Here is a 26,019-nt window from a genome sequence, read left to right on the forward strand (position 1 = left end):
AAATTGAATCGCCTTCCTCAAGGCGATTCAAAAACTCGGCGGCGTGCAGGCGCTGACGATTTCGCATGGCACCGGTCCGACGCAACGGAACCGGTGCGGCAGCTTGCTGGAAAAGTAATAGGCGTCACCCGGCCCCAGAATGCGGCGTTCACTGCCGACCGTCACTTCGATGCGGCCAGAAATGACGATGCCGCCTTCCTCGCCCTCGTGCATCAAAAGCACTTTTCCCGTATCGGAACCCGGCTCATAACGCTCCTTCAGCATCTGTAAAGAGCGCGAAAACAGATGGTCTCCCACCTGCCGATAGGAAATTGGGCCCTTGCCGATTTCCACCAGTTCCTCGGCCTGATAGAATACCTTGTGCGGCGCATCCGGTTCGAGCGCGAAAAACTCGGCCATGCCGATGGGAATACCGTCGAGAATGCGCTTCAATGCACCGACGGACGGATTGGACTGATTGGCCTCGATGAGGGAGATGGTGGAGTTGGTCACACCTGCCCTTTTGGCCAGCTCACGCTGCGACAGATTCTGCCGCATGCGCACATAACGAAGCCTCCCGCCGATATCGATGCTCATCGAACTCTTCCCCATGTTTATGATGTTCGATATAGCACAAACTTGATAATTATCCCACATAAAAACAATAGCTTAATATCTTGAAGAAAAGGACTTGTTGCACCTCGCAAAGCGTGGCCTGCTGCTTACAAATAGGAGGTAATTATGCTCACCAAAACCAACACGCCAAGCCTTGAGAACTTCTGGATGCCGTTCACCGCGAACCGGCAGTTCAAGGCAGCGCCTCGCCTGCTCGCAAGTGCTTCGGGCATGTATTACACCGACACCGATGGCAATCAGGTTCTGGATGGCACGGCTGGTCTCTGGTGCTGCAATGCCGGTCATGGCCGCAAGCGCATCACCGAAGCTGTCGAGCGCCAGATTTCGACCATGGATTTCGCACCGACCTTCCAGATGGGCCATAATGTGGCTTTCGACTTTGCTGAAAAGCTCGCGGCCATCGCGCCGGGCGGACCGGATGCAAAACTTGACCGCGTATTCTTCACCAATTCCGGTTCGGAATCGGTCGATACCGCACTGAAGATCGCCATCGCCTATCAGCGCGCCATCGGCCAGGGCACCCGCACCATGGTTCTGGGTCGCGAAAAGGGCTATCACGGCGTTGGTTTCGGCGGCATTTCCGTCGGCGGCCTTGTCAATAACCGCCGCGTCTTCCCACAGATTCCTGCCGACCATCTGCGTCATACGCTCGATATCGAGAAGAACGCCTTCTCCAAGGGCCTGCCTGCAAACGGCATCGAACTTGCCGACGATCTGGAACGTCTCGTCCAGCTGCATGGCGCTGAAAAGATCGCTGCGGTTATCGTTGAACCGATGTCCGGTTCGGCTGGCGTCATCCTGCCACCGAAGGGCTATCTGGAACGCCTCCGCGCTACGGCAGACAAGCATGGCATCCTCCTGATCTTCGACGAAGTCATCACCGGTTTCGGCCGCCTCGGCACGCCGTTTGCCGTTGATTATTTCGGCGTCGTGCCCGACCTCGTGACAACCGCCAAGGGCCTGACCAATGGCGCCATCCCGATGGGCGCAGTCTTCGCTGCCCGCAAGGTCTATGATGGCCTCATGACCGGCCCCGAAAACGCCATCGAGTTGTTCCATGGCTACACCTATTCCGGCCATCCGGTTGCCGCTGCTGCCGGCCTTGCAACACTGGAAGTCTATGCCGAGGAAGGCTTGCTGACGCGCGGTGCGGAACTTGCCAATCATTGGCAGGAGGCACTCCATTCGCTCAAGGGCGTTTCGAACGTCATCGACATTCGCAACCTCGGTCTGGTTGGCGCCATCGAACTCTCGTCGCGCAAGGATGCACCGGGCGCCCGCGCCTACGATGTTTTCGTGGATTGCTTCAAGAAGGGCCTGCTCATCCGCGTAACCGGCGATGTGATCGCGCTTTCGCCACCGCTGATCGTGGAAAAGGAACAGATCGACACGATCGTGTCCGTCATCGGTGACGCCATCAAACGCGCAGCCTGACCTTCACCCAAGTCATGCTGCCTTTTAGAGCGCATCCCGAAAAGTGTGCAACGGTTTTCGGACAAGATGCGCTCTATTTTTAAACTACGCATCGATTTTTAGACCGATGCGCTCGCCGCCGCTGTTCCCCTGCGGCGGCTTTTTTTTGATAACAGCAATTCATTCGCCGCTATCGGGAAATATCAAACCGCGATACTATTCAGAACGTATATTGTCTTGTTTCGGGAACCTTTTGGCCTCGCATACATCCAATGAAACTCCACAGGAGTTTGACCCATGCGTGCAAAAACAGCGTTACCCGCCACCTCTCCAACATTTCAGGATGATCTTGTCCTCGCCCAGTGCGCAAAAATGCACGATCTGGAAGCGCTGCGCAAAGTCATGCAGACCAACAATCAGCGGCTCTATCGTCTGGCCCGCGGCATCGTGCGCAACGACAGCGAAGCGGAAGATGTGGTTCAGGAGACCTATTTTCTGGCTTTCAGGAGTCTTGATCGCTTTCGCGGCCAATCCAGCCTGACCACGTGGCTATCCCGTATTGCAATTCACGAAGCCCTCGGTCGTCTGCGCAAAACCCGGAAGGTCGAGAAGCTTCTTGAGACCACACCCGACACAAACAATATCATCCCGTTTCCATCCGACATGAGCGTGAATGACCCCGAACGCAGTTTTGCGCAGCGCCAGATATTGCAGCTGGTCGAACAGGCAACGGATAATCTGCCGGAAATTTTTCGCCTCGTATTCGTCGCACGGGTCATTGAAGGCTTGAGCGTGGATGAAACAGCCGAATTGTTGAATCTGCGCCCGCAAACCGTAAAGACACGTCTTCACCGCGCCCGATATCTGTTGCGAAAACAGCTGGACGAGAAAATCGGCCCTGTATTACTGGATGCCTTTCCCTTCGCAGGCAAACGCTGCGAGCGGATTATAACCGCCGTTTTGGCGCGGCTGGACGAACTGACATAATGTCAGGAACCTTTTGAACTCTCCTGCATCCAATAGCTGTCACTAGAGCATTTCCAGCAAAAGTGCGAAGCGGTTTTGCGTAGGATAATGCGACGAAACAACTATCTGGAGCCCGTAAAAAGGCGCCGGACAAGGGAGAGTTCCATGTCTATTCGTTCAGTTGTATCCGTTGCTACAATTTGCATTTGCGGCAGTCTGTCTTTGGCAATTGCCCATGACGGAAAATTACACGATCCGGCGATAGCCCATATCGCCTACACGGCAGGCGCCATCGATGTCGCGGCTGCCAAACAGGCCCTCGAAAAATCCAAAAACAAAACGGTGCTTGAGTTCGCACAGACCATGCTGCGTGATCATGAAGCGGTCAATCAGCAGGCGCTCGCTCTGGTCAAGAAACTGAACGTCACACCGGAGGATAACGACACAAGCAAAGCCTTGTCCAAAGCGGCAGCAGAAGAACTGACCAGGTTGAGCAAGCTCGATGGCGCAGCTTTCGACAAATCCTATGTCGACAACGAGGTTGCCTATCATAAGGAAGTGAACAAGGCGCTGAAAACCGCACTTATCCCGTCCGCCAGCAACACTGAACTGAAGAGCCTGCTCAAAACCGGTCTCAAATTGTTCCAGAGCCATGAGCAACATGCCGAACACATCGCCATGTCTTTGAAATAGGACCGGTCCGATGAGATATGTTCAAGCTGTCACCATACTTGCCGGGCTGCTGATTATCAGTGTCCCGGCAGAGGCGAAAACGATTGAGATTACGGTCGAGAAACTTGCTTTTTCGCCGCAGAACATTGAGGCAAATGTGGGCGATGTGATCGAATGGAACAACAAGGACCCCATGCAGCACACCGCAACCGTAAAGGGAGGATGGGATATTCTCCTGCCACCCGGGAAGGTTACGAGACAGGTTCTGAAATCGCCAGAAGCGGTCAAATTTTACTGCCGTTTTCACCCCGATATGATCGGAAAGCTAACAGTCAAACCATGACGAAAAGCGCGCCGATGCGTTTGCCGGGCCGTAATGTGCAGGACCAGCCACTTATCCTCCCTGCGATGGCGTGAAATTCGCCACCAGCGCATGGCTGTCGCCGGGATAGGTAAAGCGTACATGTGTTACCGGCTGGTCAGCATTCCAGGTCTGGCGCTCGATCACCAGACAGGGCGCCCCCAGCGGAATACCGAGCATGCCAGCATTTTCCTGCGTGGCGGCAATCGCACGTATCGAGTGTTTTGCGCTACTCCACGGCACGCACGAAACCAGCCATGGTCCCGGTGAATTTTCAGCAAAGTCAGTCTGCGCAGCGGTCGGAACCGCATCCAGACTGATGATGCGCTCTTCCAAAGCGAAGACACGCTTGCCGGCATAGTGACGGCAGACGAGTTCAACCAGCGGCGTATGGCGCGGCATGTCGATATGCCTTGCATCGGCTGGTCCGCTCAATCGCTCGCGCCGGCTCGTCAGCTCGAACCGATAAGCGGCGCCAAGCGCTGCTACTTCATCGCGAATATCGTGGATTTCGAGGATTGCGGCCTGCGATTGCGGAAAGGAAACAAAACTGCCGGATCTCCGCTTGCGCTCAATCAGACCGGCCTTTGCCAGCTGCGTCAGCGCCTTGTTCACGGTCATGCGTGAACAGCCATATTGTTCCGTCAGCTCGTGTTCGAACGGGATGCGATGACCGGGCAGCCATTCTCCTGACAGGATGCGCGATTCTATATCGTCCAGAATACGCTGATGCAGCGAAAGCACCGGTGCGTCCTTTACGATCAAATCTTCGCCAGCCATGCCATCTCCTGTCAGGCGAGTAATTCGCCGATCACTGTCTGGAAAGCACGCTCGGCTTCATCGCGCAAGCGGTGACGCCCGCCTTCCACCTGTTTAACGCCGCGCACCCATACATCGGACGGTCGTGCGCGACCGCCAAAAATCCAGCCATCGAGCACTGCGTCGCCTTTTGCATGTGGCAGACGCGCCGCATCAAGCGCAACGAAATCGGCCGAAGCCCCCGCTTCCAAGCCATCGCCTGCGCGTCCCATGGCGATATTGCCGCCGGTCACCGCGCCATCGAACAGTGCGCGGCCTGTCGAGCCTGCGTTCTCGGCCAGAACATTGCGCGCGCGGTGCAGGAGACGCTGCGAATATTCGTACTGGCGTAACTCATCGCTAATGCCGATCAGCACATTGGAATCCGAGCCGACGCCGAACTTGCCGCCTGCTTCGTGGAAGACCGTGGCATTGAAGGTTCCGTCGCCGAGATTGGCCTCCGTCACAGGACAAAGACCAGCAATCGCGCCCGCCTCGGCCATACGCACAGTTTCCGCATCGGTCATGTGGGTCGCGTGAATGAGACACCAGCGCGAAGACAATTCCTGATGATCGAGCAGCCATTCGACCGGTCGTTGGCCCGACCATGCGATGCAATCGTCCACTTCCTTCACCTGTTCGGCAATATGAATGTGGATCGGCGCATTGGGCAGAAGTTTTGCTGCAAAAGCCAGCTCATCCGGCGTCACAGCACGCAAGCTGTGCGGGGCTACGCCAAGCACGGCACCATCGAAACCGACAAGCGCCTTCTGGCAGCCTTCGATTAGGCGCGCAAAGCTTGCTTCATCATTGATAAACCGACGCTGGCCTTCATTCGGAGCAGCACCGCCAAAGGTCGAATGCGCATAAAGCACTGGCAGCAATGTCAGGCCGATACCCGCTGCTCCGGCCGCGGAAACGATGCGATCCGCCATCTCGGAAATATTGCCGTAAGGTGTACCGTCGCGGTCATGATGCAGATAGTGAAACTCGCCGACGCGGGTAAATCCTGCCTCCAGCATGTCGACATAAAGCCGCAGCGCCGCAGCTTCGGCCTGTTCCGGCGACATGGTGAGCGCAAACTTGTACATGATCTCGCGCCAGCTCCAGAAGCTGTCAGCAGAAGGTCCACGCCGCTCAGCCAGTCCTGCCATGCCATATTGGAACGCATGGCTGTGCAGATTTGGCATGCCTGAAACGATCACTGTATGGTGTTCGTCGCCCGACTGCGCACTGACGCCGGTTTCCACAGATGCGATTTTTCCATCGACAATGCCAAGACGCACATCATCCGCCCAACCTGTTTGCAGAAGCGCCTGACCGGCATGGATAAATTGCGTTTTTGTGGCTGCGGCAGACATTCGAACAAGCTCCTCATTTCGCCAAATTCACACGCCGATCTTTCAACAGATCGCAAATGGATGCATTTTTTCTCTTGGCGGCTCCGTTAATATGTATATACATTATTGAAAAACAGGGGAAGCGAGAAAACGCTCATGCCAGATAAAACAAGCTACATTTTCAGCAACGCCCGTATCGCCACCTTGGGTGAAAACGCCGAGGGTCTGGGGCTCATCGACAATGCCGCGCTCGCCGTGAAAGACGGCAAGATCGCTTATGTCGGTCCGGAAAATGCTCTGCCTGCTGAATATGCATCTTTCGAGAAAATCGACTGCGAGAACCGCCTGATCACGCCCGGCCTGATCGACTGCCACACGCATCTTGTCCATGCGGGCAACCGCGCCCATGAATTTGAGCTGCGCCTGAATGGTGCCACTTACGAAGAAGTGGCACGTGCAGGCGGCGGCATTGTTTCCTCAGTCAAGAACCTGCGTGCTGCCAGCGAAGATGATCTGGTGCGCGAAACCCTGCCCCGTCTCGATGCACTGATTGCAGAAGGTGTCACCACCGTTGAAGTCAAGTCCGGCTATGGCCTCGACCGTGACAGCGAAATCAAGTCGTTGAAAGCCGCCCGCCGTCTTAGCGAAGAGCGCGACGTGGCGGTCCGCACCACCTTCCTTGGCGCGCACGCCCTGCCGCCGGAAATGAATGGCGACAAGGCCGCCTATATCGACCGCGTCATCAACGATATGCTTCCGGCTATCGCCGCTGAAAATCTGGCCGATGCGGTTGACGGTTTTTGCGAAGGCATCGCCTTCCTGCCGGATGAAATCACCCGCGTCTTCGATGCGGCCAAGGCGCATAATATTCCGGTCAAGCTTCATGCCGACCAGTTGTCCAATCTGCATGGTGCGGCTCTTGCAGCATCTTATGATGCGCTTTCAGCCGATCATCTGGAATATACGGATGCGGACGGCGCTGCCGCTATGGCCAAGGCCGGAACGGTAGCTGTGCTGCTGCCCGGCGCCTACTACTTCATTCGCGAAACACAAAAGCCGCCGGTCGAGCTTTTCCGTGCTGCGGGTACCAAGATGGCGCTCGCCACCGACAACAATCCCGGCACCTCGCCGCTGACCTCGCTTCTGCTCACCATGAATATGGGCGCAACGCTCTTCCGCATGACGGTCGATGAATGCATTGCAGGCGTGACCCGCGAAGCAGCGCGCGCACTCCGGCTTCTTGATCAGACCGGCACGCTGGAAATTGGCAAGGATGCCGACCTCGCAATCTGGGACGTCGAGCGCCCGGCAGAGCTTGTTTATCGCATCGGCTTCAACCCGCTCTGGAAGCGTGTGTTCAAAGGCCAAATCTGAGTTTTTGTTTCAACGCGCATCTCGAAAACCGCTTCACGTTTTTCGAGATGCGCTCTTTGGGAGTTTTCCATGACCCTCGTATTGAAGCCCGGCAGCGTGCCGCTTGAAACACTTGAAACAATCTATCGCGAAGGTCTCCCCGTCCGCATCGACACTGCTTTTCACGCAGGCGTCGAAAAGGCTGCGGCACGCATTGCGGAAATCGCGGCAGGGGATGAACCGGTTTACGGCATCAATACCGGCTTCGGAAAACTTGCCTCGATCCGTATTGCGGCGGGCGATGTCGCCACGCTCCAGCGCAATCTGATCCTGTCGCATTGCTGCGGCGTCGGCGAACCGCTTTCGGAAAATATCGTGCGCCTCATCATGGCGCTGAAGCTGATTTCGCTCGGTCGTGGCGCTTCCGGCGTACGACTTGAAGTCATCACCCTCATCGAAGACATGCTGGGAAAAGGCGTGATCCCGATGATCCCGGAAAAGGGTTCCGTTGGCGCGTCCGGTGACCTTGCACCGCTGGCGCACATGACTGCGGCCATGATCGGTGAAGGTGAAGCCTTTTATCAGGGCGAACGCCTGCCGAGCGCGAAGGCACTCGAAAAGGCCGGGCTGAAGCCGGTTGTGCTTGCTGCCAAGGAAGGGCTGGCGCTGATCAACGCACGCAGACCTCGACTGCTCTGGCACTGGCAGGTCTTTTCCGTGCGCATCGCGCCGCACAGACAGCGCTCATCACCGGCGCATTGTCCACCGATGCCGCCATGGGATCGGACGCACCTTTCCACGAGGAAATCCACACGCTACGCGGCCATAAGGGCCAGATCGACGCTGGCCGGGCACTGCGCGCCCTGCTCGAAGGTTCCATCATCCGCCAGAGCCACCTTGAGGGCGACCAGCGCGTGCAGGACCCCTATTGCATTCGCTGCCAGCCGCAAGTTGATGGCGCTTGCCTCGACATTCTGCGTCAGGCAGCCCGCACACTGGAAATCGAAGCCAATGCGGTCACCGACAATCCGCTCGTTCTCTCGGACGGTCGCGCCGTGTCGGGCGGCAATTTCCATGCCGAACCTGTTGCCTTCGCCGCCGATCAGATTGCGCTGGCCGTCTGCGAAATCGGCGCGATTTCGCAGCGCCGCATCGCGCTTTTGGTTGACCCCGCCCTCTCCTTCGGTCTTCCTGCCTTCCTCGCCCGCAAGCCGGGCCTCAATTCCGGCCTGATGATCGCAGAAGTCACCTCTGCAGCACTCATGAGCGAAAACAAGCAGATGGCGCATCCGGCTTCGGTCGATTCCACCCCGACCTCGGCCAATCAGGAAGACCATGTGTCCATGGCCTGCCATGGCGCGCGCCGCCTGTTGCAGATGACCGCCAACCTCAACGCCATTATCGGTATTGAGGCGCTGACCGGCGGATTAGGCGTCGAGCTGCGCGAGCCGCTGACCACTAGCCCCGAGCTTGCCAAGGTGATCGCCGCGTTGCGCGGCCGCGTGCCGACGCTGGAAGACGACCGCTATATGGCAGACGACCTCAAGAATGCCGCTGAGCTGGTGGCTGACGGTGCACTTGCCGGGGCGGTTTCGAGCGGCATCCTGCCCTCTCTGGAGGCGTGATCATGAGTCCGTTCGAAGTTCGTCAGGGAACCTCGCCCGTCATTCTGGGCCTTCCCCATACGGGCACGGATGTTCCTGACGACATCTGGTCACGGCTCAACGACAATGGCCGGATACTTGACGATACCGACTGGCATATTCACCAGCTCTATGATGGCCTTATTGATGGCGCAACCACGGTGCGCGCCACCTTCCATCGCTATTGCATCGATGCCAATCGTGATCCGGCGGGTGTCAGCCTCTATCCGGGCCAGAACACCACGACGCTGATCCCGGAAACCGACTTTGACGGCATTGCCATCTGGAAAGACGGCGAAGCACCAAAGGAAGCCGATATTGCCGACCGCATCACGCGCTTCCACAAGCCCTATCACGACGCGCTTTTAGCCGAAATCGAGCGTGTGAAGGCGATCCATGGCGTCGCCATCCTTTATGACTGCCATTCGATCCGCTCGCATATTCCGTTCCTGTTCGAAGGCAAATTGCCGGATTTCAACATCGGCACGGACATGGGCAAGACCTGCGATCCGAAGATCGAAGCTGCCGCCGTTGAGGTTACGGGACGGGCCGAAGGCTACACGTCGATTCTCAATGGCCGCTTCAAGGGCGGCTGGACGACGCGCCATTACGGCAAGCCGGAAACTGGCGTTCACGCCATCCAGATGGAGCTTGCCCAATCCACGCATCTTGCGACCGAAGCGGTTCCCTTCGCCTATGACGAGGCCAGGGCGGACAAGCTTCGCGTGCATCTCAAAACTCTTTTGCAGCGGCTGGAAGCAATAGCCGCAGAACTGAAATCCTGAGGAGAACACCATGTCCAATCCACGCCATAACGAGCGCGAAGTCCGCGCGCCCCGCGGAGACGAACTCAACGCCAAGAGCTGGCTGACCGAAGCGCCGCTTCGCATGCTGATGAACAACCTTGACCCCGATGTCGCCGAACGCCCGCACGAGCTGGTCGTCTATGGCGGCATTGGCCGCGCTGCGCGCACATGGGATGATTTCGACAAGATTGTCGCGACCCTCAAGACGCTCAATGAAGACGAAACCTTGCTGGTGCAGTCGGGCAAGCCGGTGGGCGTGTTCCGCACCCACAAGGATGCACCGCGCGTTCTCATCGCCAATTCCAACCTCGTGCCGCATTGGGCGACCTGGGATCATTTCAACGAACTGGATAAGAAGGGTCTTGCCATGTATGGCCAGATGACCGCCGGTTCGTGGATCTACATCGGCGCGCAGGGCATCGTTCAGGGCACCTACGAAACCTTCGTGGAAGCCGGTCGCCAGCATTATGATGGCAACCTCAAGGGCAAATGGATTCTGACCGGCGGCTTGGGCGGCATGGGCGGCGCACAGCCTCTGGCAGCTGTCATGGCAGGCGCTTGCTGCCTTGCGGTCGAATGCGACGAAACCCGCGCTGATTTCCGCCTGCGCACCCGTTATGTCGATGAAAAGACCCATAGCCTCGACGAAGCACTGGCCAAGATCGATGCATGGACCAAGGCAGGCGAAGCCAAGTCCATCGCGCTCATCGGCAATGCGGCTGAAATCTATCCGGAACTCGTCAAGCGCGGCGTACGCCCCGACATCGTCACCGACCAGACCTCGGCACATGATCCGGTACATGGCTATCTGCCAATCGGCTGGACCGTCGCCGAATGGCGCGCCAAGCAGGAAAGCGATCCGAAGGGCGTTGCGAAAGCCGCCCGCGCTTCGATGAAGGTGCAGGTTCAGGCCATGCTCGACTTCTGGAATGCTGGCATTCCAACCGTCGATTACGGCAACAATATCCGCCAGATGGCACTCGAAGAAGGTCTGGAAAACGCCTTCGATTTCCCGGGCTTCGTGCCTGCCTATATCCGCCCGTTGTTCTGCCGCGGCATTGGCCCATTCCGCTGGGCTGCCCTTTCCGGCGATCCGGAAGATATCGCCAAGACCGACGCCAAGGTGAAGGAGCTGCTGCCAGACAACAAGCACCTGCACAACTGGCTCGACATGGCAAAGGAACGTATCGAGTTTCAGGGCCTGCCAGCACGCATCTGCTGGGTCGGTCTCGGTGACCGCCATCGTCTCGGCCTCGCCTTCAACGAAATGGTCCGCAATGGCGAGCTAAAGGCACCAATCGTTATCGGTCGCGATCACCTCGATAGCGGCTCGGTGGCTTCGCCGAACCGCGAAACGGAAGCCATGAAGGATGGCTCGGACGCAGTCTCCGACTGGCCGCTGCTCAATGCTCTGCTCAACACCGCTTCGGGCGCAACGTGGGTGTCACTCCATCACGGCGGCGGCGTCGGCATGGGCTTCAGCCAGCATTCCGGCATGGTCATCTGCTGTGACGGCACCGAAGATGCCGATCAGCGCATCGGTCGCGTGTTGTGGAACGACCCGGCCACCGGCGTCATGCGCCATGCCGATGCGGGCTACGATATCGCGCTCGACTGGGCGAAGCAGCAGGGCCTGCGCCTTCCAGCCATCCTTGGCAACTAAGAAATCAATGAAAGGCGGCCCTTCCGGGGGCCGCCTTTTTCATAGCTGGATAATACGTAAATACTGGGGAATAACGATGACAGACGTAGCGCTTGGCCGTAATGAGCCCTCTCGTGGATCGGCGGCTTTGAAACTGGTCATATACAGCTTCATAGGCATATTTTTCTTTTTCGTGCCCGTCACCATTGGCGGTAAATCGACCATCCTGCTCGATCACGCCGCGACCGCGATTGCCACGCAGCTTCGCCCTGCCGCTCTCGTTTTCGTCTGCTTGCTTATCGCTTATGGTGCCTTTGCACCTTTCGTAACGGGCACGTGGAAAAAGAATGTAACCGAAAGAATTTTCTCGGTTCTGCGTCTGCTCGGCCTCATTGCGACTGCCATGTATCTCGCCAATATCGGTCCGGCTGCACTTTTCACGCCCGATATGCTGCCGTTCCTGTTCGACAAGCTCGTATTGTCGGTCGGCCTGATCGTGCCGATCGGTGCACTGGCACTGGCTTTCCTGATTGGCTATGGCCTGCTCGAATTTACCGGCGTCATCGTACAACCAGTCATGCGCCCGATCTGGCGCACGCCGGGCTGGTCGGCCATCGATGCCGTGGCATCGTTCGTCGGCAGCTATTCGCTGGCACTTCTCATCACCGATCGCGTCTACAAGGAAGGCAAATACACCGCCCGCGAAGCGGCAATCGTCGCCACCGGCTTTTCCACGGTATCAGCCACCTTCATGATCATCGTCGCAAAGACGCTGGGCCTTATGGACGCGTGGAACCTCTATTTCTGGACCACTTTCTTCGTGACTTTCATTGTCTCCGCGATCACCGCACGCATCTGGCCATTGAGCCGCATGGATCATCCGGGCGACCGCGATACCCCATTGCCCGAAGGCAAAGGCCGTATTCAAACGGCAATCGACACCGGCATCCAGCAGGCACAAAATGCCCCCAAGCTTCTGCCGCTTCTCGGGGCGACGTTCCTTGATGGCCTGCGCATGGCAGCCATGATCCTTCCCAGCATCATGGCGGTCGGGCTTCTCGGCCTGCTTGCGTCCAAATATACGCCGATCTTTGATCTTCTGGGTCTGGCGCTCTATCCGTTTACATGGCTTGCGCAACTGGCCGATCCGATGCTTGCCGCAAAATCCATGGCGTCCGGCCTTGCAGAAATGTTCCTGCCAGCCATCCTCTTGAAGGACGCCGATGTCGTTTTGAAGTTCGTCGCCGCCGTTGTCTCGGTCAGCCAGGTTCTCTTCCTGTCGGCCTCAATCCCTTGCGTCCTTGCCACCTCGATCCCGCTCAAGTTCCGGGACCTGATCGTGATCTGGTATATCCGCACGGCACTCAGCATCCTGCTAACGGCACCAATTGCCTTCTGGGCAGCATCCAATGGATGGCTCGGTTGATGGTCGAAATTCTCAAGGCCGAAAGTCATCGCCACATGCCATGGAAAAATGGCGGCGGCGTTACGGTCGAAATCGCCGTCCATCCGGAAGGCGCGTCAGTCGATAATTTCGACTGGCGCATTTCCATGGCGACCGTCGCCAGCGATGGCCCGTTTTCCATCTTTCCCGGCATCGACCGCACATTGTCGGTGCTGGAAGGAGACGGCATCTTGCTCGATGTCGAAGGACAGCAGAGCACCCTCACCTGCGAAAGCGTACCGCTGTTCTTCGCTGCGGATGCTCAATCCAGCGCACGGCTGATCGGATCGGCCATTACCGACCTCAATGTGATGACCCGGCGCGGACGGTTTGCCCATATGGTCCGGCGCCTGCCCGTCAACGGCACCACGCTCACCCAGGCCAATGGCAATCTGGTTCTTCTTTTCTGTGCCGAAGGTCAGATCGATCTGACACTCGCGGCGAAAACGACGAAACTTGAGCAGCATGATTGCGCGGTCGCCACAAACTGCGACGCCTTGCCTCTTGAACTAAAGGGGAAGGGAGCCGCTTACCTGATTTCGATTAGCCCAATCTGATCAGTAGTTTACGACTATTCCATCGAGAATGAAGTATTCAAAGAACCGCAACGAACTCTCTGGACAGACGATACGGTCCTGTTAATTTGGCAGGAGTAAGAGACAAAAAAGTCTCACTATAAAAGGGGTACTACACATGAAGAAATCATTGCTTGCCGGGGCGGTACTAGCAGCTTTCACGTTAACGTCTGCGGCGCACGCTGAAACTGCCGTTTCCCTTGGCTTTTCCGGCTGGACCGGCTTTGCTCCGCTGACGCTTGCCAAGGAAGCCGGAATTTTCAAGAAGAATGGCCTCGACGTCACACTGACCAAAATCCCGCAGGCAAGCCGCCATCTGGCCCTCGCTTCCGGTGATATCCAGTGCGCGGCCACCACCGTTGAAACATGGATTGTCTGGAACGCGGCTGGCGTGAAGACCAAGCAGATATTCCAGATGGACAAGTCCTACGGTGCCGATGGTATTGCGGTGCGCGCCGATGTGAATTCCTTCGCCGATCTGAAGGGCAAGACGGTTGCCGCTTCTGCTCCGGGTACGTCGCCCTATTTCCTTCTCGCCTTCATGCTCGCCAAAAACGGTATGACGACCAAGGACGTCAAGGTCGTCAATATGGAGCCGGGACCGGCTGCACAGGCTTTCGTGGCCGGCCAGAACGATGCCGCCATGACCTACGAGCCTTATCTTTCAACCGTGCGCGCAGCACCCGACAAGGGCAAGATTCTTGCCACCACGCTCGATTATCCTGCGGTCATGGACACGGTCGGCTGCACGCCCGATTTCCTTGGAAAGAACCCCGAAGCCGCCAAGGCGCTTGCCGACAGCTACTTTGAAGCGCTGCAGATGATCGCTTCCGACAAGGCGAAGTCCTATGAAATCATGGGCAAGGACGTGAAGCAGTCGGGCGAGGATTTCGGCAAGTCGGCAGACTATCTTCGCTGGCAGGACAAGGCAGCCAACCAGAAGTTCTTTGAAGGTGAATTCAAGGAGTTTTCAACCGAAGCCGCCGATCTTCTGCTGAAGGCGGGTGTGATCAAGTCGAAGCCCAATCTCGATGACATCGTGGATACAAGCTTCATCAAGTAACATCGCTTCATATGCAAGCCCGGACGACACGTCCGGGCTTCCTTATTTTCTGCCCGTCGAGTGCGGCGGATGCGCGACTAAACAGGAAAATATATGCAGCCCTTGCAGCCTATAGGCAGTCAGACCCGGATATTACTGGGCATTCTATTCTTCGTTCTCTTCTTTGTGTTCTGGGGTATCGCCACTCTGGGCGGTTTCGTTTCCCCGACATTCCTCGCCGACCCGATCACCATGGTCAAAGACGGTTGGGATCTTATCGCCAATCAAGGCTTTATGTCCGATATCGGAATGACTGTCTGGCGCGTGCTTGGCGGCTTCATACTCGCTAGCGTCGTTGCCATTCCGCTCGGCATCGCCATGGGCGCATACAAGCCGATTGAAGCGCTGCTGGAGCCCTTCGTCTCTTTTGCGCGCTATCTTCCCGCTTCGGCTTTCGTTCCGCTGTTGATCCTCTGGTCAGGCATTGGTGAAACACAGAAGCTGCTCGTCATTTTCATCGGCGCGGTGTTCCAGATCATTCTCATGATCGCCGTGACGGTCTCCAATACGCGTCGCGATCTTGTCGAAGCAGCCTACACGCTCGGCGCATCAAACAGCGGCATCATTCGCCGCGTACTTATGCCTGCCAGTGCGCCGGACATTGCCGAAACGCTGCGCCTCGTGCTCGGCTGGGCATGGACCTATGTGATCGTGGCCGAACTCATCGGCGCATCGTCCGGCATCGGCTACATGATCATCAACTCTCAGGCCCTGATGGCCACCGGCCAGATCATCTTCGGCATCATCGTGATCGGCGTCATCGGTCTGATCTCGGACCTTGCCTTCAAATATTTCAACCGCTGGCTCTTTGCATGGAGGTTCGCATAATGGTTACCAAAAGCGACCAGGAACTTGTCATCAAGGGCGTGAGCCGCACCTTTCCGGGCGTGCATGGTGGCAAGCCGACACTGGCATTGCAGCCGACCGACCTCATCATCCCGAAAAATGATTTCGTGACCGTTCTCGGCCCCTCGGGCTGCGGCAAGTCCACGCTTCTTCGCATCATTGCCGGTCTCGACAAACCGACCACCGGCACCGTGACGCTGGAGGGCAATCCTGTCACCGGACCGGGTGCAGATCGCGGCATGGTGTTCCAGTCCTACACGCTGTTCCCATGGCTCACCATCCGGCAGAATGTCGGCTTCGGGCTTCGTGAGAAAGGCGTGCCGGAAAAACAGGCGCGTGAAATCGTGGACAGCTATATCGACAAGGTCGGACTGCGCGGCTTTGAAGATCACTGGCCAAAGCAGCTTTCGGGCGGCATGCAGCAGCGTACGGCGATTGCCCGCGCACTCGCCAACGACCCAAAGATCCTGCTTCTCGACGAGCCGTTCGGCGCTCTGGACAACCAGACCCGCGGACTGATGCAGGAGCTTCTGCTCGGCATCTGGGAGCGGGAGCACAAGACGGTCATCTTCGTCACCCACGACATCGAGGAAGCCATATTCATGGCAACCCGCGTGGTCACGATGACGGCTCGTCCGGGCAAGATCAAATCGATCACGCCGGTCGATATCGCGCATCCGCGCACCTACCACGTCAAGGCAAGCCCGGAATTCTCCGAACTACGTCTGAAGTTGACCGAGGAAATCCGCAGCGAAGCCATTGCGGCAGCAAAGCAGGCTGCCTGAAAATAGCTGTTTCCCATTGCAGCCGACTGACCTATGAAAAGACTGCGACTTGATCGCAGTCTTTTCGTTTCAGGACACATCCAATCATGGCCGTTTCAGCAGAAGAACTTGAAAACCGCATCGTCTATGTCAACGGCGAATATGTTTCCGCCCGCGATGCGCGCATTTCCATCTTTGACCGTGGCTTCCTGTTCGGCGACGGTATTTACGAAGTGACTGCCGTGCTCGAAAGCAAGCTCATCGACAGCGAGCCGCATATGCGACGCCTGCGCCGCTCGACCGGCGAGATCGGTATTCCGATGCCGATGAACGAAGACGAGATCGTTGCCATCGAGCGTGAGCTGATCCGCCGCAACAATCTGACCGAAGGTCTGGTCTATCTGCAGGTGACACGCGGCGACGGGCGCGACCGTGATTTCGTGCCCGCGAAAGGCATGAAGCCTTCGGTTGTCCTGTTCACGCAGGAAGCCAATCTGCTCGACAAGCCTGCGCTGAAAACCGGTGCCCGTGTGCTTTCGCTGGATGATCTGCGCTGGAAGCGCCGCGACATCAAGACGGTCTGTCTGCTGCCACAAGCGCTTGCCAAGGAAATCGCCAAGAACGCCGGTTGCGATGAAGCGTGGATGATTGAAGACGGCTATGTAACCGAAGGCGCATCGTCGACCGCCTATATCGTGACCGAAGATGATGTCGTCGTTACACGCCCGAACAGCAACTCCATTCTGCCCGGCTGCACACGGCTTTCGCTCCTGCAGCTGATCGCCGAGACCGGCATGAAGCTGGAAGAGCGGCTCTTCACCATTGATGAAGCCTATGCGGCAAAGGAAGCTTTCCTCACCAGCGCAGGCACATTCGTCACACCGATCACCGTCATTGACGAGAAAACCATCGGCACGGGTAAACCGGGTCCAGTTGCCCAGCGCCTGCGCGAAATCTATCTCGATCACGCCCGCCGCACGGCAATCTGAAAACTGAACCGCCGCACGTCAGTGAAGCGGCTAAGATTTTGGTTATGGCGAGCCGAAAATGGTGGAGTTTGAGAACCGGAGCGGAGCGTACTTCTGAACATAATCCCGAAAAGTTGCAGACTTTTCGGATAAGATTATGTGCCTAAACAAAGTACGTGAGCACCGGAAGCGCAAAACAACGCCATTTGCAGGCCGTCAGAGCCGAAATATCAGCGTTTCTGGTTATAGACGTCGATACAAACAGCCCCCAGCAGCACGATCCCCTTGATGACCTGCTGATAGTCGATACCGATGCCGAGGATCGACATGCCGTTGTTCATCACGCCCATAATGAGCGCGCCAATCACGGCACCCGTCACACGGCCCACACCGCCATAGGCGGAAGCACCGCCGATGAAGCAGGCTGCGATCACGTCCAGCTCGAAGCCGATACCGGCCTTGGGCGTTGCCGTGTTAAGGCGCGCCGCAAAGACCAGGCCAGCAAGCGCCGCCAGCACACCCATATTGACGAAAGCCAGAAATGTCAGCCGTTCGGTCTTCACACCCGAAAGCTTGGCCGCATGCCGGTTGCCGCCGACCGCATAAATTTGCCGCCCGAGCACGGTTCGATTGGTGAGGAACGCATAGGCCGCAATCAGAACGGCCATAATGATGAGGACGTTCGGCAATCCGCGATGCATTGAAATCAGCAACGACAAATAGGCAATCGCCGAAAAGAACAGGATGTTCTTGATGACGAAAAGGCCAAAAGGCTCCGTTTCCACTTCATGCGCGATATGACGCTGACGCGATTTGACATTCTGCCAGATCATGAAACCGGCCAGCAGCACGCCGATGATGAGCGATGTCAGATAGACGCCACCCGTCGTGCCGATGATTTCCGGAATAAAGCCGGACGATAGTTTCTGGAACACGACCGGGAACGGCCCGACCGACTGGCCGCCTAGCACGGCAAGCATCAGCCCCTTGAAGACCAGCATGCCAGCCAGCGTGACGATAAAGGACGGAATATTGAAATAGGCGACCCAAAAGCCCTGCATTGCGCCGATAATGCCCCCGGCCAGCAGGCACAGAATGGCGGCGATAGGAAACGGCACTCCCCATTTCACCATCATCACAGCCGCGAGCGCACCGATAAAGCCACAGACCGAGCCGACCGAAAGGTCGATGTGCCCGGTGACGATGATAAGCAGCATACCAAGCGCCATGATGACGATATAGCTGTTCTGCAGAACCAGATTGGTGAGGTTCAGCGGCTTCATCAGCACGCCGCCAGTCACGATCTGGAAGAAGATCATGATCGCGACCAGCGAGATCAGCATGCCGGATTCACGCAGATTGTTCTTGAGATACCGCCCCACGCTGCTCGCCGGAGCTTTCGATCCACTGCTTCCGATGATATTCTCGCTCATGGCCGTTTTCCCTTGTTCTGCATGATGGCGCGCATGATGTTTTCCTGCGTTGCTTCCTCGCCAGCGACTTCGCCGACAAAGGCTCCTTCATGCATGACGACGATGCGGTCGCAGATGCCGATCAGCTCCGGCATTTCCGAAGAAATGACGACCACGCCCTTGCCGCTATCCGCCAGTGAATTGATAATTGTGTAGATGTCATATTTCGCGCCGACATCGATGCCGCGCGTCGGTTCATCGAGGATCAGCACGTCGGGTCCGGTGAAGAGCCACTTCGATAGCACCACCTTCTGCTGGTTGCCGCCCGAAAGCGTGCCCGTCTCCTGATAGACATTGTGACAGCGAATGCTCATCTGTTCGCGATAGGAATTCGCGATCTTCATTTCGCGAATATCGTCGATGATGCCTTTCGGGCTGACGCCGCGTAAATGCGCAAGAGAGATGTTGCGCGAAATATTTTCGCCTAAGACCAGGCCGAGCTTCTTGCGATCCTCGGTCACATAGGCAAGCCCCGCCTTGATGGCCCGCGCCACAGTGGAAATATCGGCATTGTTGCCGTTGATACGCGCCTCGCCGCTGATATTCGTGCCCCATGAACGCCCGAACAGGCTCATGGCGAATTCTGTGCGTCCCGCCCCCATCAATCCGGCAATACCGACGATTTCACCTGCCCTCACCTTAAACGACACATTCTTGACCGAGTGCCGTTCCGGATGCAGCGGGTGATGCACCGACCAGTTGTCGACTTCGAAAATCACCTCACCAATCTTCGGATCGCGCTTCGGGTAGCGGCTTTCCAGATCGCGGTCGACCATCTTGCGAATGATGTCGTCTTCCTCGACCTCGCCCGCATTGCAGTCAAGTGTCGCCACTGCCTTGCCATCGCGCAGCACCGTGATCTTGTCGGCAACTTCGCGGATTTCATTGAGCTTGTGCGAAATGAGGATCGAGGTGATGCCTTGAGCACGAAACTCGCGCAGAAGCGCCAGCAATGCCGCGCTGTCCGTCTCGTTGAGGCTTGCGGTCGGTTCGTCGAGGATCAGAAGCCGCACGCGCTTCGACAATGCCTTGGCAATTTCGACCAGCTGCTGCTTGCCGACACCAATATCGGTGACGAGCGTATCGGGCGATTCCGACAGGCCAACCTTCTGCAAAAGCTCGCGGGTGCGCTTGTGCACCGTACTGCGGTCGATGACCCCGTAACTTGCCGGCGGATTGACGAGGAAAATGTTCTCGGCAATCGTCATGAGCGGTATGAGCGCCAGCTCCTGATGGATGATGACAATGCCAAGCGCTTCGGAATCGTTGATGTCGCGAAACTGTCGCTCTTCTCCGTCGAAGAAGATCGACCCCTCGTAGCTGCCATGCGGATAGACACCTGACAGCACCTTCATCAAGGTCGACTTGCCTGCTCCGTTCTCGCCGACAAAGGCATGAATCTCGCCCGGCATGACCGAGAAATTGACATCGCTCAGCGCTTTGACGACGCCGAAAGACTTGCTGATGCCGCGCATTTCCAGAAGCGGCTTGCCGGCGATTTCCGGCTTACCGTCAGACTGCTCGCGCAGGACAGGATTGGCTACATTCATCGCTCGCTCCCATTACAAATCTGCTTTGCCATTGCCCTCAACAAAAAGACAACGCTGTCAATCGCCGAGCCTACCCCAGCCGAAAGGCTGGGGATTTGGGGCAATGGCATGCAGAAAGGTTACGGGCATATCCTCCGATACGCCCGAGACCGCATTACTGGATCTGGTCTTCCTTGTAGTAACCGCTATCGACCAGAACCTGCTTCCAGTTCGACTTGTCGACGATCACCGGCTTGAGCAGATAGGACGGCACGACCTTGACGCCATTGTCATAGGTCTTGGTGTCGTTGACTTCCGGCTCCTTGCCGGTCATCAGCGCGTCGACCATATCGACCGTGACCTTGGCGAGTTCGCGCGTATCCTTGAAGATGGTCGAGTTCTGTTCGCCAGCGAGGATCGACTTCACCGAAGGCACTTCCGCATCCTGACCGGAAACGACCGGCATCGGCATGTCGCCACTGCCATAGCCTACACCCTTGAGGGACGACAGGATACCGATGGAGATGCCGTCATAAGGCGACAGGACTGCATCGAGCTTCTTGTCGGAATAATAGGCCGAAAGGATCGAGTCCATGCGGGCCTGAGCAGTTGCACCGTCCCAGCGCAGCGTTGCGACCTTGTCCATGCCGGTCTGGCCGCTGCCGATAACGACTTTGCCGCTATCGATATAAGGCTGCAGAACGGACATCGCGCCGTTGTAGAAGAAGTAGGCGTTGTTATCGTCCGGCGAACCGCCGAAAAGCTCGACATTGAACGGACCCGGCTTGTTCTTGAGGTCCAGCGCGGTTTCGATGGACTGGGCCTGCAGCACGCCGACCTGGAAATTGTCGAAGGTCGCATAGTAATCGACATTCGGCGTATCGCGGATCAGGCGATCATAGGCGATGACCTTGATACCCGCATCGTGGGCCTTGGCCAGAACATCGGAAAGCGTCGTGCCGTCGATGGATGCAACGACGAGAACCTTGGCGCCCTTGGTCACCATGTTCTCGATCTGCGCCAGCTGGTTAGGTACGTCGTCTTCAGCATACTGAAGATCGGTCTGGTAGCCGCGTTCTTTCAGCACCTTGACCATGTTGTCGCCATCGGCAATCCAGCGTGCCGAAGACTTCGTGGGCATGGCGACGGCGACAAGACCCTTGTCTTCCGCATGCGCCAGACCGCTAAAGGCAAGCGCGGCCATCGCGACTGCCAATGTTAGAGATTTCATGCCTGCCATTGTCTCACTCCCAAATTGGGACAGGCTTTTCCGCCTGTCGTTCTCCCAAAATTTCCGCCCCCGCCTTCCGGCCATGCGGAATTCCTCCGGAACAAGTTCTCAAAGGGCCGTCAGCCCGCGATCTTGTCCCATGCCGCAACCGCGCGCTCAGCGCGTTCGCGAACCTCAGCAACCGTCAATCCGGCCTTGTAAAGACTGGAACCGAGTCCGAAGCAGCTCACTCCCGCTGCCCGATAGGTCGCAAAATCAGCCTCGGAAACACCGCCCACGGCGCCGACCGGAATATCCTTCGGCAAGACGGCGGATATCGCCTTGATACCGTCCGCGCCGAGTACGCTGGCCGGAAAGAATTTCAGCGCCGATGCGCCTGCACGGATCGCCGAAAAGGCTTCCGTCGGCGTGAAAACGCCGGGCATCGTCACCATGCCGTGCTGTCCCGCGCGGCGAATGACATCCGGCTCGACATTCGGGCTGACAAGAAGTCTGCCGCCGACATCGTTGAGCCGATCCACATCCGCGACACTCAACACTGTTCCGGCCCCGATCAACACGCCCGCAGGCGCAAGCTTCGCCGCCTTCTCAATCGAGACGAAAGGCTCCGGCGAATTGAGCGGAATTTCGATGGCCTCAAAACCCGTCTCGATCAGCGCTCCGACGATTGCTTCCGTTTCTTCCGGGCGAATGCCGCGCAGGATAGCGACCAGCGGATAGCGCAGCTTTGGCCATGCGATGCGGTCGCTCATTGCGCAGCTCCTTCGAAGGCGTGTTTTGCAGCCATGAACAGACCGTCTCGCACCAGCTCATCGGCTGCAACGCGCCTGACTGTCAGCCCGGCGATTTCAAGCGCGCTGGCATAGAGCGCGCCCATAGTGTCGTCTGAAAGGAGCAGCACTTCTTCGGGTTTGCCATAAAGCATGCGCCCGCCTGCCACTTCCAGCCCGATCAACAAGCCCGACAAACGGGCCAGCTGGTCGGTCGGCTTGCGATCATGGACGAGCCAGCCTGCGCGAATGGAAAAAAGCGCGTTGGAAATCAGTGCCGGGTTTTCGAGCGACGCCCTGACGCCCGCAGCGAAAGCCACACCATTCGGATCAACCGCCGCAGCACCTTCCAGCGCACCGGCCAGCACCGATTTTTCCTTCAAAAGAGCGAACATTTCACCGGTCATGAAGGTTCGGTAATCGGCAAGGCCACCGTCGGCAATCCGCACCCATTTGGCATGGGTGCCGGGCATGACGACAACACCATCATGCGTGCCGCCGTGCACAAGACCGAGCAGTTTTGTCTCCTCGCCACGCATAACATCGGGTGCCGTTTCGTCCCGACGCGCGACGCCCGGCAACATGATGACGTGACGGCGCGCGGGCACGCGCACCGCAGCCTTCACGATGCCATCCAACCCGGCGGGCAAGCTCATATAGGGCGCTTCGATCCAGCCGGTCCGCGAACCGGCCATGCCGCAGATCACCACCGGCAGATCGTCCGGCGCGCCGACAGAAGCAAGGTGCCGTTCGAGCGTTGGCTCGAAACCGGCTTCCTTTGCCTGCAGCAGACCGTCATCGCCACGGCTTTCGCCCAGCACATTGCCATCGACATCCAGCGTCCAGAGGCGAAACCGGGTGGTGCCCCAGTCCGCAACTGCCGCAAATGGCTTTTTATCGAGAGCCATCCGGGGAACCTTAGTGGTTATCTCGCGGCAGGCCACGCGTATGCGCGATGTCCTGATACTTGACCGCGTTTTCGAGAACTGCACCGGTTTCCATCTGGCCGACAACGGCGCGCTGGATTTCCTGCCATGGTGTCTGGCTTTCCGGATATTTGTAGCCACCGGCAGCTTCCAGAGCCTTGCGACGCTCCGCCAGTTCTTCGTCAGAGATCAGAATGTCAGCGCTGCCGCGACCAAGATCGATACGCACGCGGTCACCGGTCCTCAGAATAGCCAGACCGCCGCCAGCAGCAGCTTCCGGGGAGGCATTGAGGATCGACGGCGAACCCGACGTGCCCGACTGGCGACCGTCGCCGATGCATGGCAGTGAGCTGATACCCTTTTTCAGAAGGTAATTCGGCGCGCGCATGTTGACGACTTCCGCCGCACCTGGATAACCGATGGGGCCAGCGCCACGCATGAACAGCACCGTATTCTCGTCGATTTCCAGTGCCGGATCGTCGATGCGGTGATGATAATCTTCCGGCCCATCGAATACGACCGCCTTGCCCTCGAATGCATTCGGGTCCTTGTCGTCGGACAGGTAGCGATTGCGGAACTCGTCCGAAATCACGCTGAGCTTCATGATCGCCGACGAAAACAGATTGCCGCGCAGCACGCGGAATCCGGCATGCTTCTTCAGCGGCTGATCGTAGGTCTTGATGACATTGCCGTCTTCGATGGTCGCGTTCTTGCAATTCTCGCCGATGGTCTTGCCATTGACGGTCAGCGCATCTTCATTGATGAGGCCCTGCCCCATCAGCTGATTGACGACGGCTGGCACACCGCCCGCATGGTAGTAATCTTCGCCAAGATATTCACCGGCAGGCTGCAGATTGACCAGAAGCGGAATTTCCTCGCCATATTTCTGCCAGTCATCGACCGTCAGCTCCACACCGACATGACGGGCCAGAGCGTTCAGATGGATCGGCGCATTGGTCGAACCGCCAATAGCGGAATTGACGCGGATGGCATTGACGAAGGCATCCTTGGTCAGAATGTCCGACGGCTTCAAATCCTCATGCACCATTTCAACGATGCGGCGTCCCGATAGATAAGAAACTTCCTGACGGTCGCGATAAGGCGCCGGAATGGCGGCGGAGCCCGGAAGCTGCATGCCGAGCGCTTCGGCGAGCGAATTCATCGTCGTGGCCGTGCCCATCGTATTGCAATAGCCCGTCGATGGAGCCGAGGAAGCAACGAGCTTGACGAAGCCCTGATAGTCGATTTCGCCCTTGGCAAGCAGCTCGCGCGCCTTCCAGACGATGGTGCCGGAACCTGTGCGTTCGCCACGGAACCAGCCATTGAGCATCGGACCCACCGACAGCGCAATCGCCGGAATATTGACGGTTGCAGCTGCCATCAGGCAGGCAGGCGTGGTCTTGTCACAACCGATTGTCAGCACGACGCCATCGAGCGGATAGCCGTAAAGCACTTCCACGAGGCCGAGATAGGCAAGGTTGCGGTCCAGACCAGCGGTCGGGCGCTTGCCGGTTTCCTGAATTGGATGAACCGGAAATTCAATGACAATGCCGCCCGCCTCGCGAACACCTTCGCGCACGCGCTTGGCCAGCTCCAGATGATGACGGTTGCAAGGTGAGAGGTCGGAGCCCGTCTGCGCGATGCCGATGATCGGACGACCGGACTGCAGCTCTTCCTGGCTCAGGCCATAATTCATGTAGCGCTCCAGATAGAGCGCCGTCATATCGACATTATCAGGATTGTCGAACCAGGCGCGCGAGCGGAGCTTTGGCGTTTTCGGAGAGACGGGCTTGTTCATTTCATTGTCCTGCGTGGGTGAGAGGCCGCGTTACGACAACCTCGATTCCTAATCTTCAAAAGCTTCGACGACATGCCGCTTTCCGAGCAGAAACGCATCGGCCACATGGGTCAGTGGAGCGAGATCAACATCCGAACGCCCCGCGCCGATCAATTGCACGAAACGCTTGTAAAGTCGTTGATATTCGCGGTCCGGCTCGGCCATTTTCTCGGTCCCGGCGATGGTGAGGCGGCTGCCGCCATGGCTGAGCAGAACCGTGCCCTTGTCGGTCTCGACGCGAATATCCCAGGTCTGCGGACCGGTCTGCCGCCAGTCCAGTTCGAACGAAACCGGTATGCCGCTTTCCGTTTGGAACTTGAGGTTGGCTGCGATGGGCGCCGCACGGTTTTCTGGAAAATAAAGATCGGATTGCGTCAGGAAGAAGCGCTCCGGCAAAATATGCGTGACGATGGAAAGCGCATTGATGCCAGGATCGAACACGCCAAGGCCGCCCGGTTCCCAGATCCATTGCTGGCCGGGATGCCAGTGGCGGACATCTTCCTTCCACGTGACCGAAACCGAACGAATTTCCGCATCTTTCAGGAATTCCCGCGCCGGCTCGACCGCTGCGGCTTCGCGCGAGTGCCACGTGGCGTAAAGCGTCACGTCTTCCGCTTGCGCAAGACGCTCCAGCGCCTGCACTTCCGAAATGGTTGCACCCGGAGGCTTCTCCAGCATCACATGCTTGCGCGCCTTCAAGGCTGCGTAGGCCTGGCTAAAGCGCCCTTGCGGCGGTGTGCAGAGCGACACCGCGTCAATGGCAACGTCGCTGCCCAGCAGCTCATCGATGTCGTGAAAAGACGGCAGGCCGTCCAGCCCGGCATTGCGACTGGCAATGGCTTTCAGCTCAATGCCATCGACGGCTTCAATCGATGGCAGATGCTGGTCACGCGCAATCTTGCCCAGACCGACGATTGCGAGAGCGATGTTCGGTTCCGCCGCCATG

23 protein-coding genes and 1 pseudogene are annotated in these 26,019 nt (G+C 57.7%); 14 read left to right on the forward strand and 10 right to left on the reverse strand.

What is annotated here, in order from left to right:
- Positions 1-27: 27 nt before the first annotated feature.
- Entirely contained in the window at positions 28-576 is a 549-nt protein-coding gene (locus LJ361_RS19050; RefSeq protein ID WP_010659512.1) for a cupin domain-containing protein, read from the reverse strand.
- A 144-nt stretch (positions 577-720) separates the two neighbouring features.
- Between LJ361_RS19050 and LJ361_RS19055 the strand changes: the two genes are divergently transcribed.
- The 4 genes from LJ361_RS19055 to LJ361_RS19070 all read left to right on the forward strand — a co-directional run bounded on the left by LJ361_RS19055 (position 721) and on the right by LJ361_RS19070 (position 4,009).
- Positions 721-2,049, forward strand: a complete 1,329-nt coding sequence (locus LJ361_RS19055; protein ID WP_010659511.1) for an aspartate aminotransferase family protein — start codon at positions 721-723, stop codon at positions 2,047-2,049.
- Positions 2,050-2,325: 276 nt separating this feature from the next.
- On the forward strand, positions 2,326-3,015 hold the full coding sequence (locus tag LJ361_RS19060) for an RNA polymerase sigma factor (RefSeq protein ID WP_010659510.1): 690 nt from the start codon (positions 2,326-2,328) through the stop codon (positions 3,013-3,015).
- A gap of 144 nt (positions 3,016-3,159) precedes the next feature.
- Complete coding sequence (locus LJ361_RS19065) at positions 3,160-3,687, forward strand: DUF4142 domain-containing protein (RefSeq protein ID WP_010659509.1); 528 nt, start codon at positions 3,160-3,162, stop codon at positions 3,685-3,687.
- Between the two features lie 10 nt (positions 3,688-3,697).
- Positions 3,698-4,009, forward strand: coding sequence for a cupredoxin domain-containing protein (locus tag LJ361_RS19070; protein ID WP_010659508.1), 312 nt, complete (start codon positions 3,698-3,700; stop codon positions 4,007-4,009).
- A gap of 51 nt (positions 4,010-4,060) precedes the next feature.
- Here LJ361_RS19070 and hutC read toward each other — a convergent pair whose 3' ends face one another.
- Both hutC and LJ361_RS19080 read right to left on the reverse strand, forming a co-directional pair.
- Positions 4,061-4,807, reverse strand: coding sequence for a histidine utilization repressor (gene hutC, locus LJ361_RS19075; protein WP_010659507.1), 747 nt, complete (start codon positions 4,805-4,807; stop codon positions 4,061-4,063).
- Between the two features lie 11 nt (positions 4,808-4,818).
- Entirely contained in the window at positions 4,819-6,186 is a 1,368-nt protein-coding gene (locus tag LJ361_RS19080) for a formimidoylglutamate deiminase (RefSeq protein WP_010659506.1), read from the reverse strand.
- A 135-nt stretch (positions 6,187-6,321) separates the two neighbouring features.
- Between LJ361_RS19080 and hutI the strand changes: the two genes are divergently transcribed.
- The 10 genes and pseudogenes from hutI to LJ361_RS19130 all read left to right on the forward strand — a co-directional run bounded on the left by hutI (position 6,322) and on the right by LJ361_RS19130 (position 17,329).
- The gene (gene hutI, locus LJ361_RS19085) at positions 6,322-7,539 is read left to right on the forward strand and encodes an imidazolonepropionase (protein ID WP_010659505.1); all 1,218 of its coding nucleotides are present in this window, start codon (positions 6,322-6,324) and stop codon (positions 7,537-7,539) included.
- Positions 7,540-7,608: 69 nt separating this feature from the next.
- Positions 7,609-9,143, forward strand: a pseudogene (gene hutH, locus LJ361_RS19090) (histidine ammonia-lyase).
- A gap of 2 nt (positions 9,144-9,145) precedes the next feature.
- Positions 9,146-9,946, forward strand: a complete 801-nt coding sequence (gene hutG / locus LJ361_RS19095; RefSeq protein ID WP_264812095.1) for an N-formylglutamate deformylase — start codon at positions 9,146-9,148, stop codon at positions 9,944-9,946.
- Between the two features lie 10 nt (positions 9,947-9,956).
- Entirely contained in the window at positions 9,957-11,630 is a 1,674-nt protein-coding gene (gene hutU, locus LJ361_RS19100) for a urocanate hydratase (RefSeq protein WP_036580486.1), read from the forward strand.
- 76 nt (positions 11,631-11,706) lie between these two features.
- Positions 11,707-13,035 (forward strand): YjiH family protein, encoded by a 1,329-nt coding sequence (locus LJ361_RS19105; RefSeq protein ID WP_010659501.1) that lies wholly within the window; start codon positions 11,707-11,709, stop codon positions 13,033-13,035.
- Positions 13,032-13,610 carry a HutD family protein gene (locus LJ361_RS19110; protein WP_029376046.1) on the forward strand — a complete coding sequence of 193 codons (579 nt, stop codon included), beginning with the start codon at positions 13,032-13,034 and terminating at the stop codon, positions 13,608-13,610. The genes LJ361_RS19105 and LJ361_RS19110 overlap by 4 nt, the downstream gene beginning before the upstream one ends.
- A gap of 136 nt (positions 13,611-13,746) precedes the next feature.
- Positions 13,747-14,691, forward strand: a complete 945-nt coding sequence (locus LJ361_RS19115; RefSeq protein ID WP_010659499.1) for an ABC transporter substrate-binding protein — start codon at positions 13,747-13,749, stop codon at positions 14,689-14,691.
- A 93-nt stretch (positions 14,692-14,784) separates the two neighbouring features.
- Positions 14,785-15,558: an ABC transporter permease gene (locus tag LJ361_RS19120; protein WP_010659498.1), complete on the forward strand. Its 774-nt coding sequence runs from the start codon at positions 14,785-14,787 to the stop codon at positions 15,556-15,558.
- Positions 15,558-16,361, forward strand: coding sequence for an ABC transporter ATP-binding protein (locus LJ361_RS19125; protein ID WP_010659497.1), 804 nt, complete (start codon positions 15,558-15,560; stop codon positions 16,359-16,361). The genes LJ361_RS19120 and LJ361_RS19125 overlap by 1 nt, the downstream gene beginning before the upstream one ends.
- An 86-nt stretch (positions 16,362-16,447) precedes the next feature.
- On the forward strand, positions 16,448-17,329 hold the full coding sequence (locus LJ361_RS19130; RefSeq protein WP_010659496.1) for a D-amino-acid transaminase: 882 nt from the start codon (positions 16,448-16,450) through the stop codon (positions 17,327-17,329).
- Positions 17,330-17,538: 209 nt separating this feature from the next.
- Here LJ361_RS19130 and mmsB read toward each other — a convergent pair whose 3' ends face one another.
- From mmsB to LJ361_RS19165, 7 genes are all read right to left on the reverse strand, one after another.
- Complete coding sequence (gene mmsB / locus LJ361_RS19135) at positions 17,539-18,741, reverse strand: multiple monosaccharide ABC transporter permease (RefSeq protein ID WP_010659495.1); 1,203 nt, start codon at positions 18,739-18,741, stop codon at positions 17,539-17,541.
- Positions 18,738-20,330, reverse strand: coding sequence for a multiple monosaccharide ABC transporter ATP-binding protein (gene mmsA, locus LJ361_RS19140; RefSeq protein WP_036580513.1), 1,593 nt, complete (start codon positions 20,328-20,330; stop codon positions 18,738-18,740). The genes mmsB and mmsA overlap by 4 nt, the downstream gene beginning before the upstream one ends.
- Before the next feature lie 154 nt (positions 20,331-20,484).
- The gene (gene chvE / locus LJ361_RS19145) at positions 20,485-21,549 is read right to left on the reverse strand and encodes a multiple monosaccharide ABC transporter substrate-binding protein (protein WP_010659493.1); all 1,065 of its coding nucleotides are present in this window, start codon (positions 21,547-21,549) and stop codon (positions 20,485-20,487) included.
- A 110-nt stretch (positions 21,550-21,659) separates the two neighbouring features.
- Positions 21,660-22,292 carry a 2-dehydro-3-deoxy-6-phosphogalactonate aldolase gene (locus LJ361_RS19150; protein WP_010659492.1) on the reverse strand — a complete coding sequence of 211 codons (633 nt, stop codon included), beginning with the start codon at positions 22,290-22,292 and terminating at the stop codon, positions 21,660-21,662.
- A complete protein-coding gene (locus LJ361_RS19155; RefSeq protein WP_010659491.1) occupies positions 22,289-23,218 on the reverse strand; it encodes a 2-dehydro-3-deoxygalactonokinase in 930 nt (309 codons plus the stop codon). The genes LJ361_RS19150 and LJ361_RS19155 overlap by 4 nt, the downstream gene beginning before the upstream one ends.
- 10 nt (positions 23,219-23,228) lie before the next feature.
- On the reverse strand, positions 23,229-25,034 hold the full coding sequence (locus tag LJ361_RS19160) for an IlvD/Edd family dehydratase (RefSeq protein WP_010659490.1): 1,806 nt from the start codon (positions 25,032-25,034) through the stop codon (positions 23,229-23,231).
- Between the two features lie 48 nt (positions 25,035-25,082).
- Positions 25,083-26,018, reverse strand: coding sequence for a Gfo/Idh/MocA family protein (locus LJ361_RS19165; RefSeq protein ID WP_036580521.1), 936 nt, complete (start codon positions 26,016-26,018; stop codon positions 25,083-25,085).
- Position 26,019: the final 1 nt, after the last annotated feature.

The sequence above is a fragment of the Brucella sp. JSBI001 genome (genome assembly GCF_026014005.1).
Lineage (GTDB): Bacteria > Pseudomonadota > Alphaproteobacteria > Rhizobiales > Rhizobiaceae > Brucella > Brucella anthropi.

Excerpts from the sequence above, each read along its gene's own strand:
- LJ361_RS19050 (WP_010659512.1), bottom strand. The coding sequence starts at position 576 with ATGAGCATCGATATCGGCGGGAGGCTTCGTTATGTGCGCATGCGGCAG.
- LJ361_RS19055 (WP_010659511.1), top strand. The coding sequence starts at position 721 with ATGCTCACCAAAACCAACACGCCAAGCCTTGAGAACTTCTGGATGCCG.
- LJ361_RS19060 (WP_010659510.1), top strand. The coding sequence starts at position 2,326 with ATGCGTGCAAAAACAGCGTTACCCGCCACCTCTCCAACATTTCAGGAT.
- LJ361_RS19065 (WP_010659509.1), top strand. The coding sequence starts at position 3,160 with ATGTCTATTCGTTCAGTTGTATCCGTTGCTACAATTTGCATTTGCGGC.
- LJ361_RS19070 (WP_010659508.1), top strand. The coding sequence starts at position 3,698 with ATGAGATATGTTCAAGCTGTCACCATACTTGCCGGGCTGCTGATTATC.
- hutC (WP_010659507.1), bottom strand. The coding sequence starts at position 4,807 with ATGGCTGGCGAAGATTTGATCGTAAAGGACGCACCGGTGCTTTCGCTG.
- LJ361_RS19080 (WP_010659506.1), bottom strand. The coding sequence starts at position 6,186 with ATGTCTGCCGCAGCCACAAAAACGCAATTTATCCATGCCGGTCAGGCG.
- hutI (WP_010659505.1), top strand. The coding sequence starts at position 6,322 with ATGCCAGATAAAACAAGCTACATTTTCAGCAACGCCCGTATCGCCACC.
- hutG (WP_264812095.1), top strand. The coding sequence starts at position 9,146 with ATGAGTCCGTTCGAAGTTCGTCAGGGAACCTCGCCCGTCATTCTGGGC.
- hutU (WP_036580486.1), top strand. The coding sequence starts at position 9,957 with ATGTCCAATCCACGCCATAACGAGCGCGAAGTCCGCGCGCCCCGCGGA.
- LJ361_RS19105 (WP_010659501.1), top strand. The coding sequence starts at position 11,707 with ATGACAGACGTAGCGCTTGGCCGTAATGAGCCCTCTCGTGGATCGGCG.
- LJ361_RS19115 (WP_010659499.1), top strand. The coding sequence starts at position 13,747 with ATGAAGAAATCATTGCTTGCCGGGGCGGTACTAGCAGCTTTCACGTTA.
- LJ361_RS19120 (WP_010659498.1), top strand. The coding sequence starts at position 14,785 with ATGCAGCCCTTGCAGCCTATAGGCAGTCAGACCCGGATATTACTGGGC.
- LJ361_RS19125 (WP_010659497.1), top strand. The coding sequence starts at position 15,558 with ATGGTTACCAAAAGCGACCAGGAACTTGTCATCAAGGGCGTGAGCCGC.
- LJ361_RS19130 (WP_010659496.1), top strand. The coding sequence starts at position 16,448 with ATGGCCGTTTCAGCAGAAGAACTTGAAAACCGCATCGTCTATGTCAAC.
- mmsB (WP_010659495.1), bottom strand. The coding sequence starts at position 18,741 with ATGAGCGAGAATATCATCGGAAGCAGTGGATCGAAAGCTCCGGCGAGC.
- mmsA (WP_036580513.1), bottom strand. The coding sequence starts at position 20,330 with ATGAATGTAGCCAATCCTGTCCTGCGCGAGCAGTCTGACGGTAAGCCG.
- chvE (WP_010659493.1), bottom strand. The coding sequence starts at position 21,549 with ATGGCAGGCATGAAATCTCTAACATTGGCAGTCGCGATGGCCGCGCTT.
- LJ361_RS19150 (WP_010659492.1), bottom strand. The coding sequence starts at position 22,292 with ATGAGCGACCGCATCGCATGGCCAAAGCTGCGCTATCCGCTGGTCGCT.
- LJ361_RS19155 (WP_010659491.1), bottom strand. The coding sequence starts at position 23,218 with ATGGCTCTCGATAAAAAGCCATTTGCGGCAGTTGCGGACTGGGGCACC.
- LJ361_RS19160 (WP_010659490.1), bottom strand. The coding sequence starts at position 25,034 with ATGAACAAGCCCGTCTCTCCGAAAACGCCAAAGCTCCGCTCGCGCGCC.
- LJ361_RS19165 (WP_036580521.1), bottom strand. The coding sequence starts at position 26,018 with ATGGCGGCGGAACCGAACATCGCTCTCGCAATCGTCGGTCTGGGCAAG.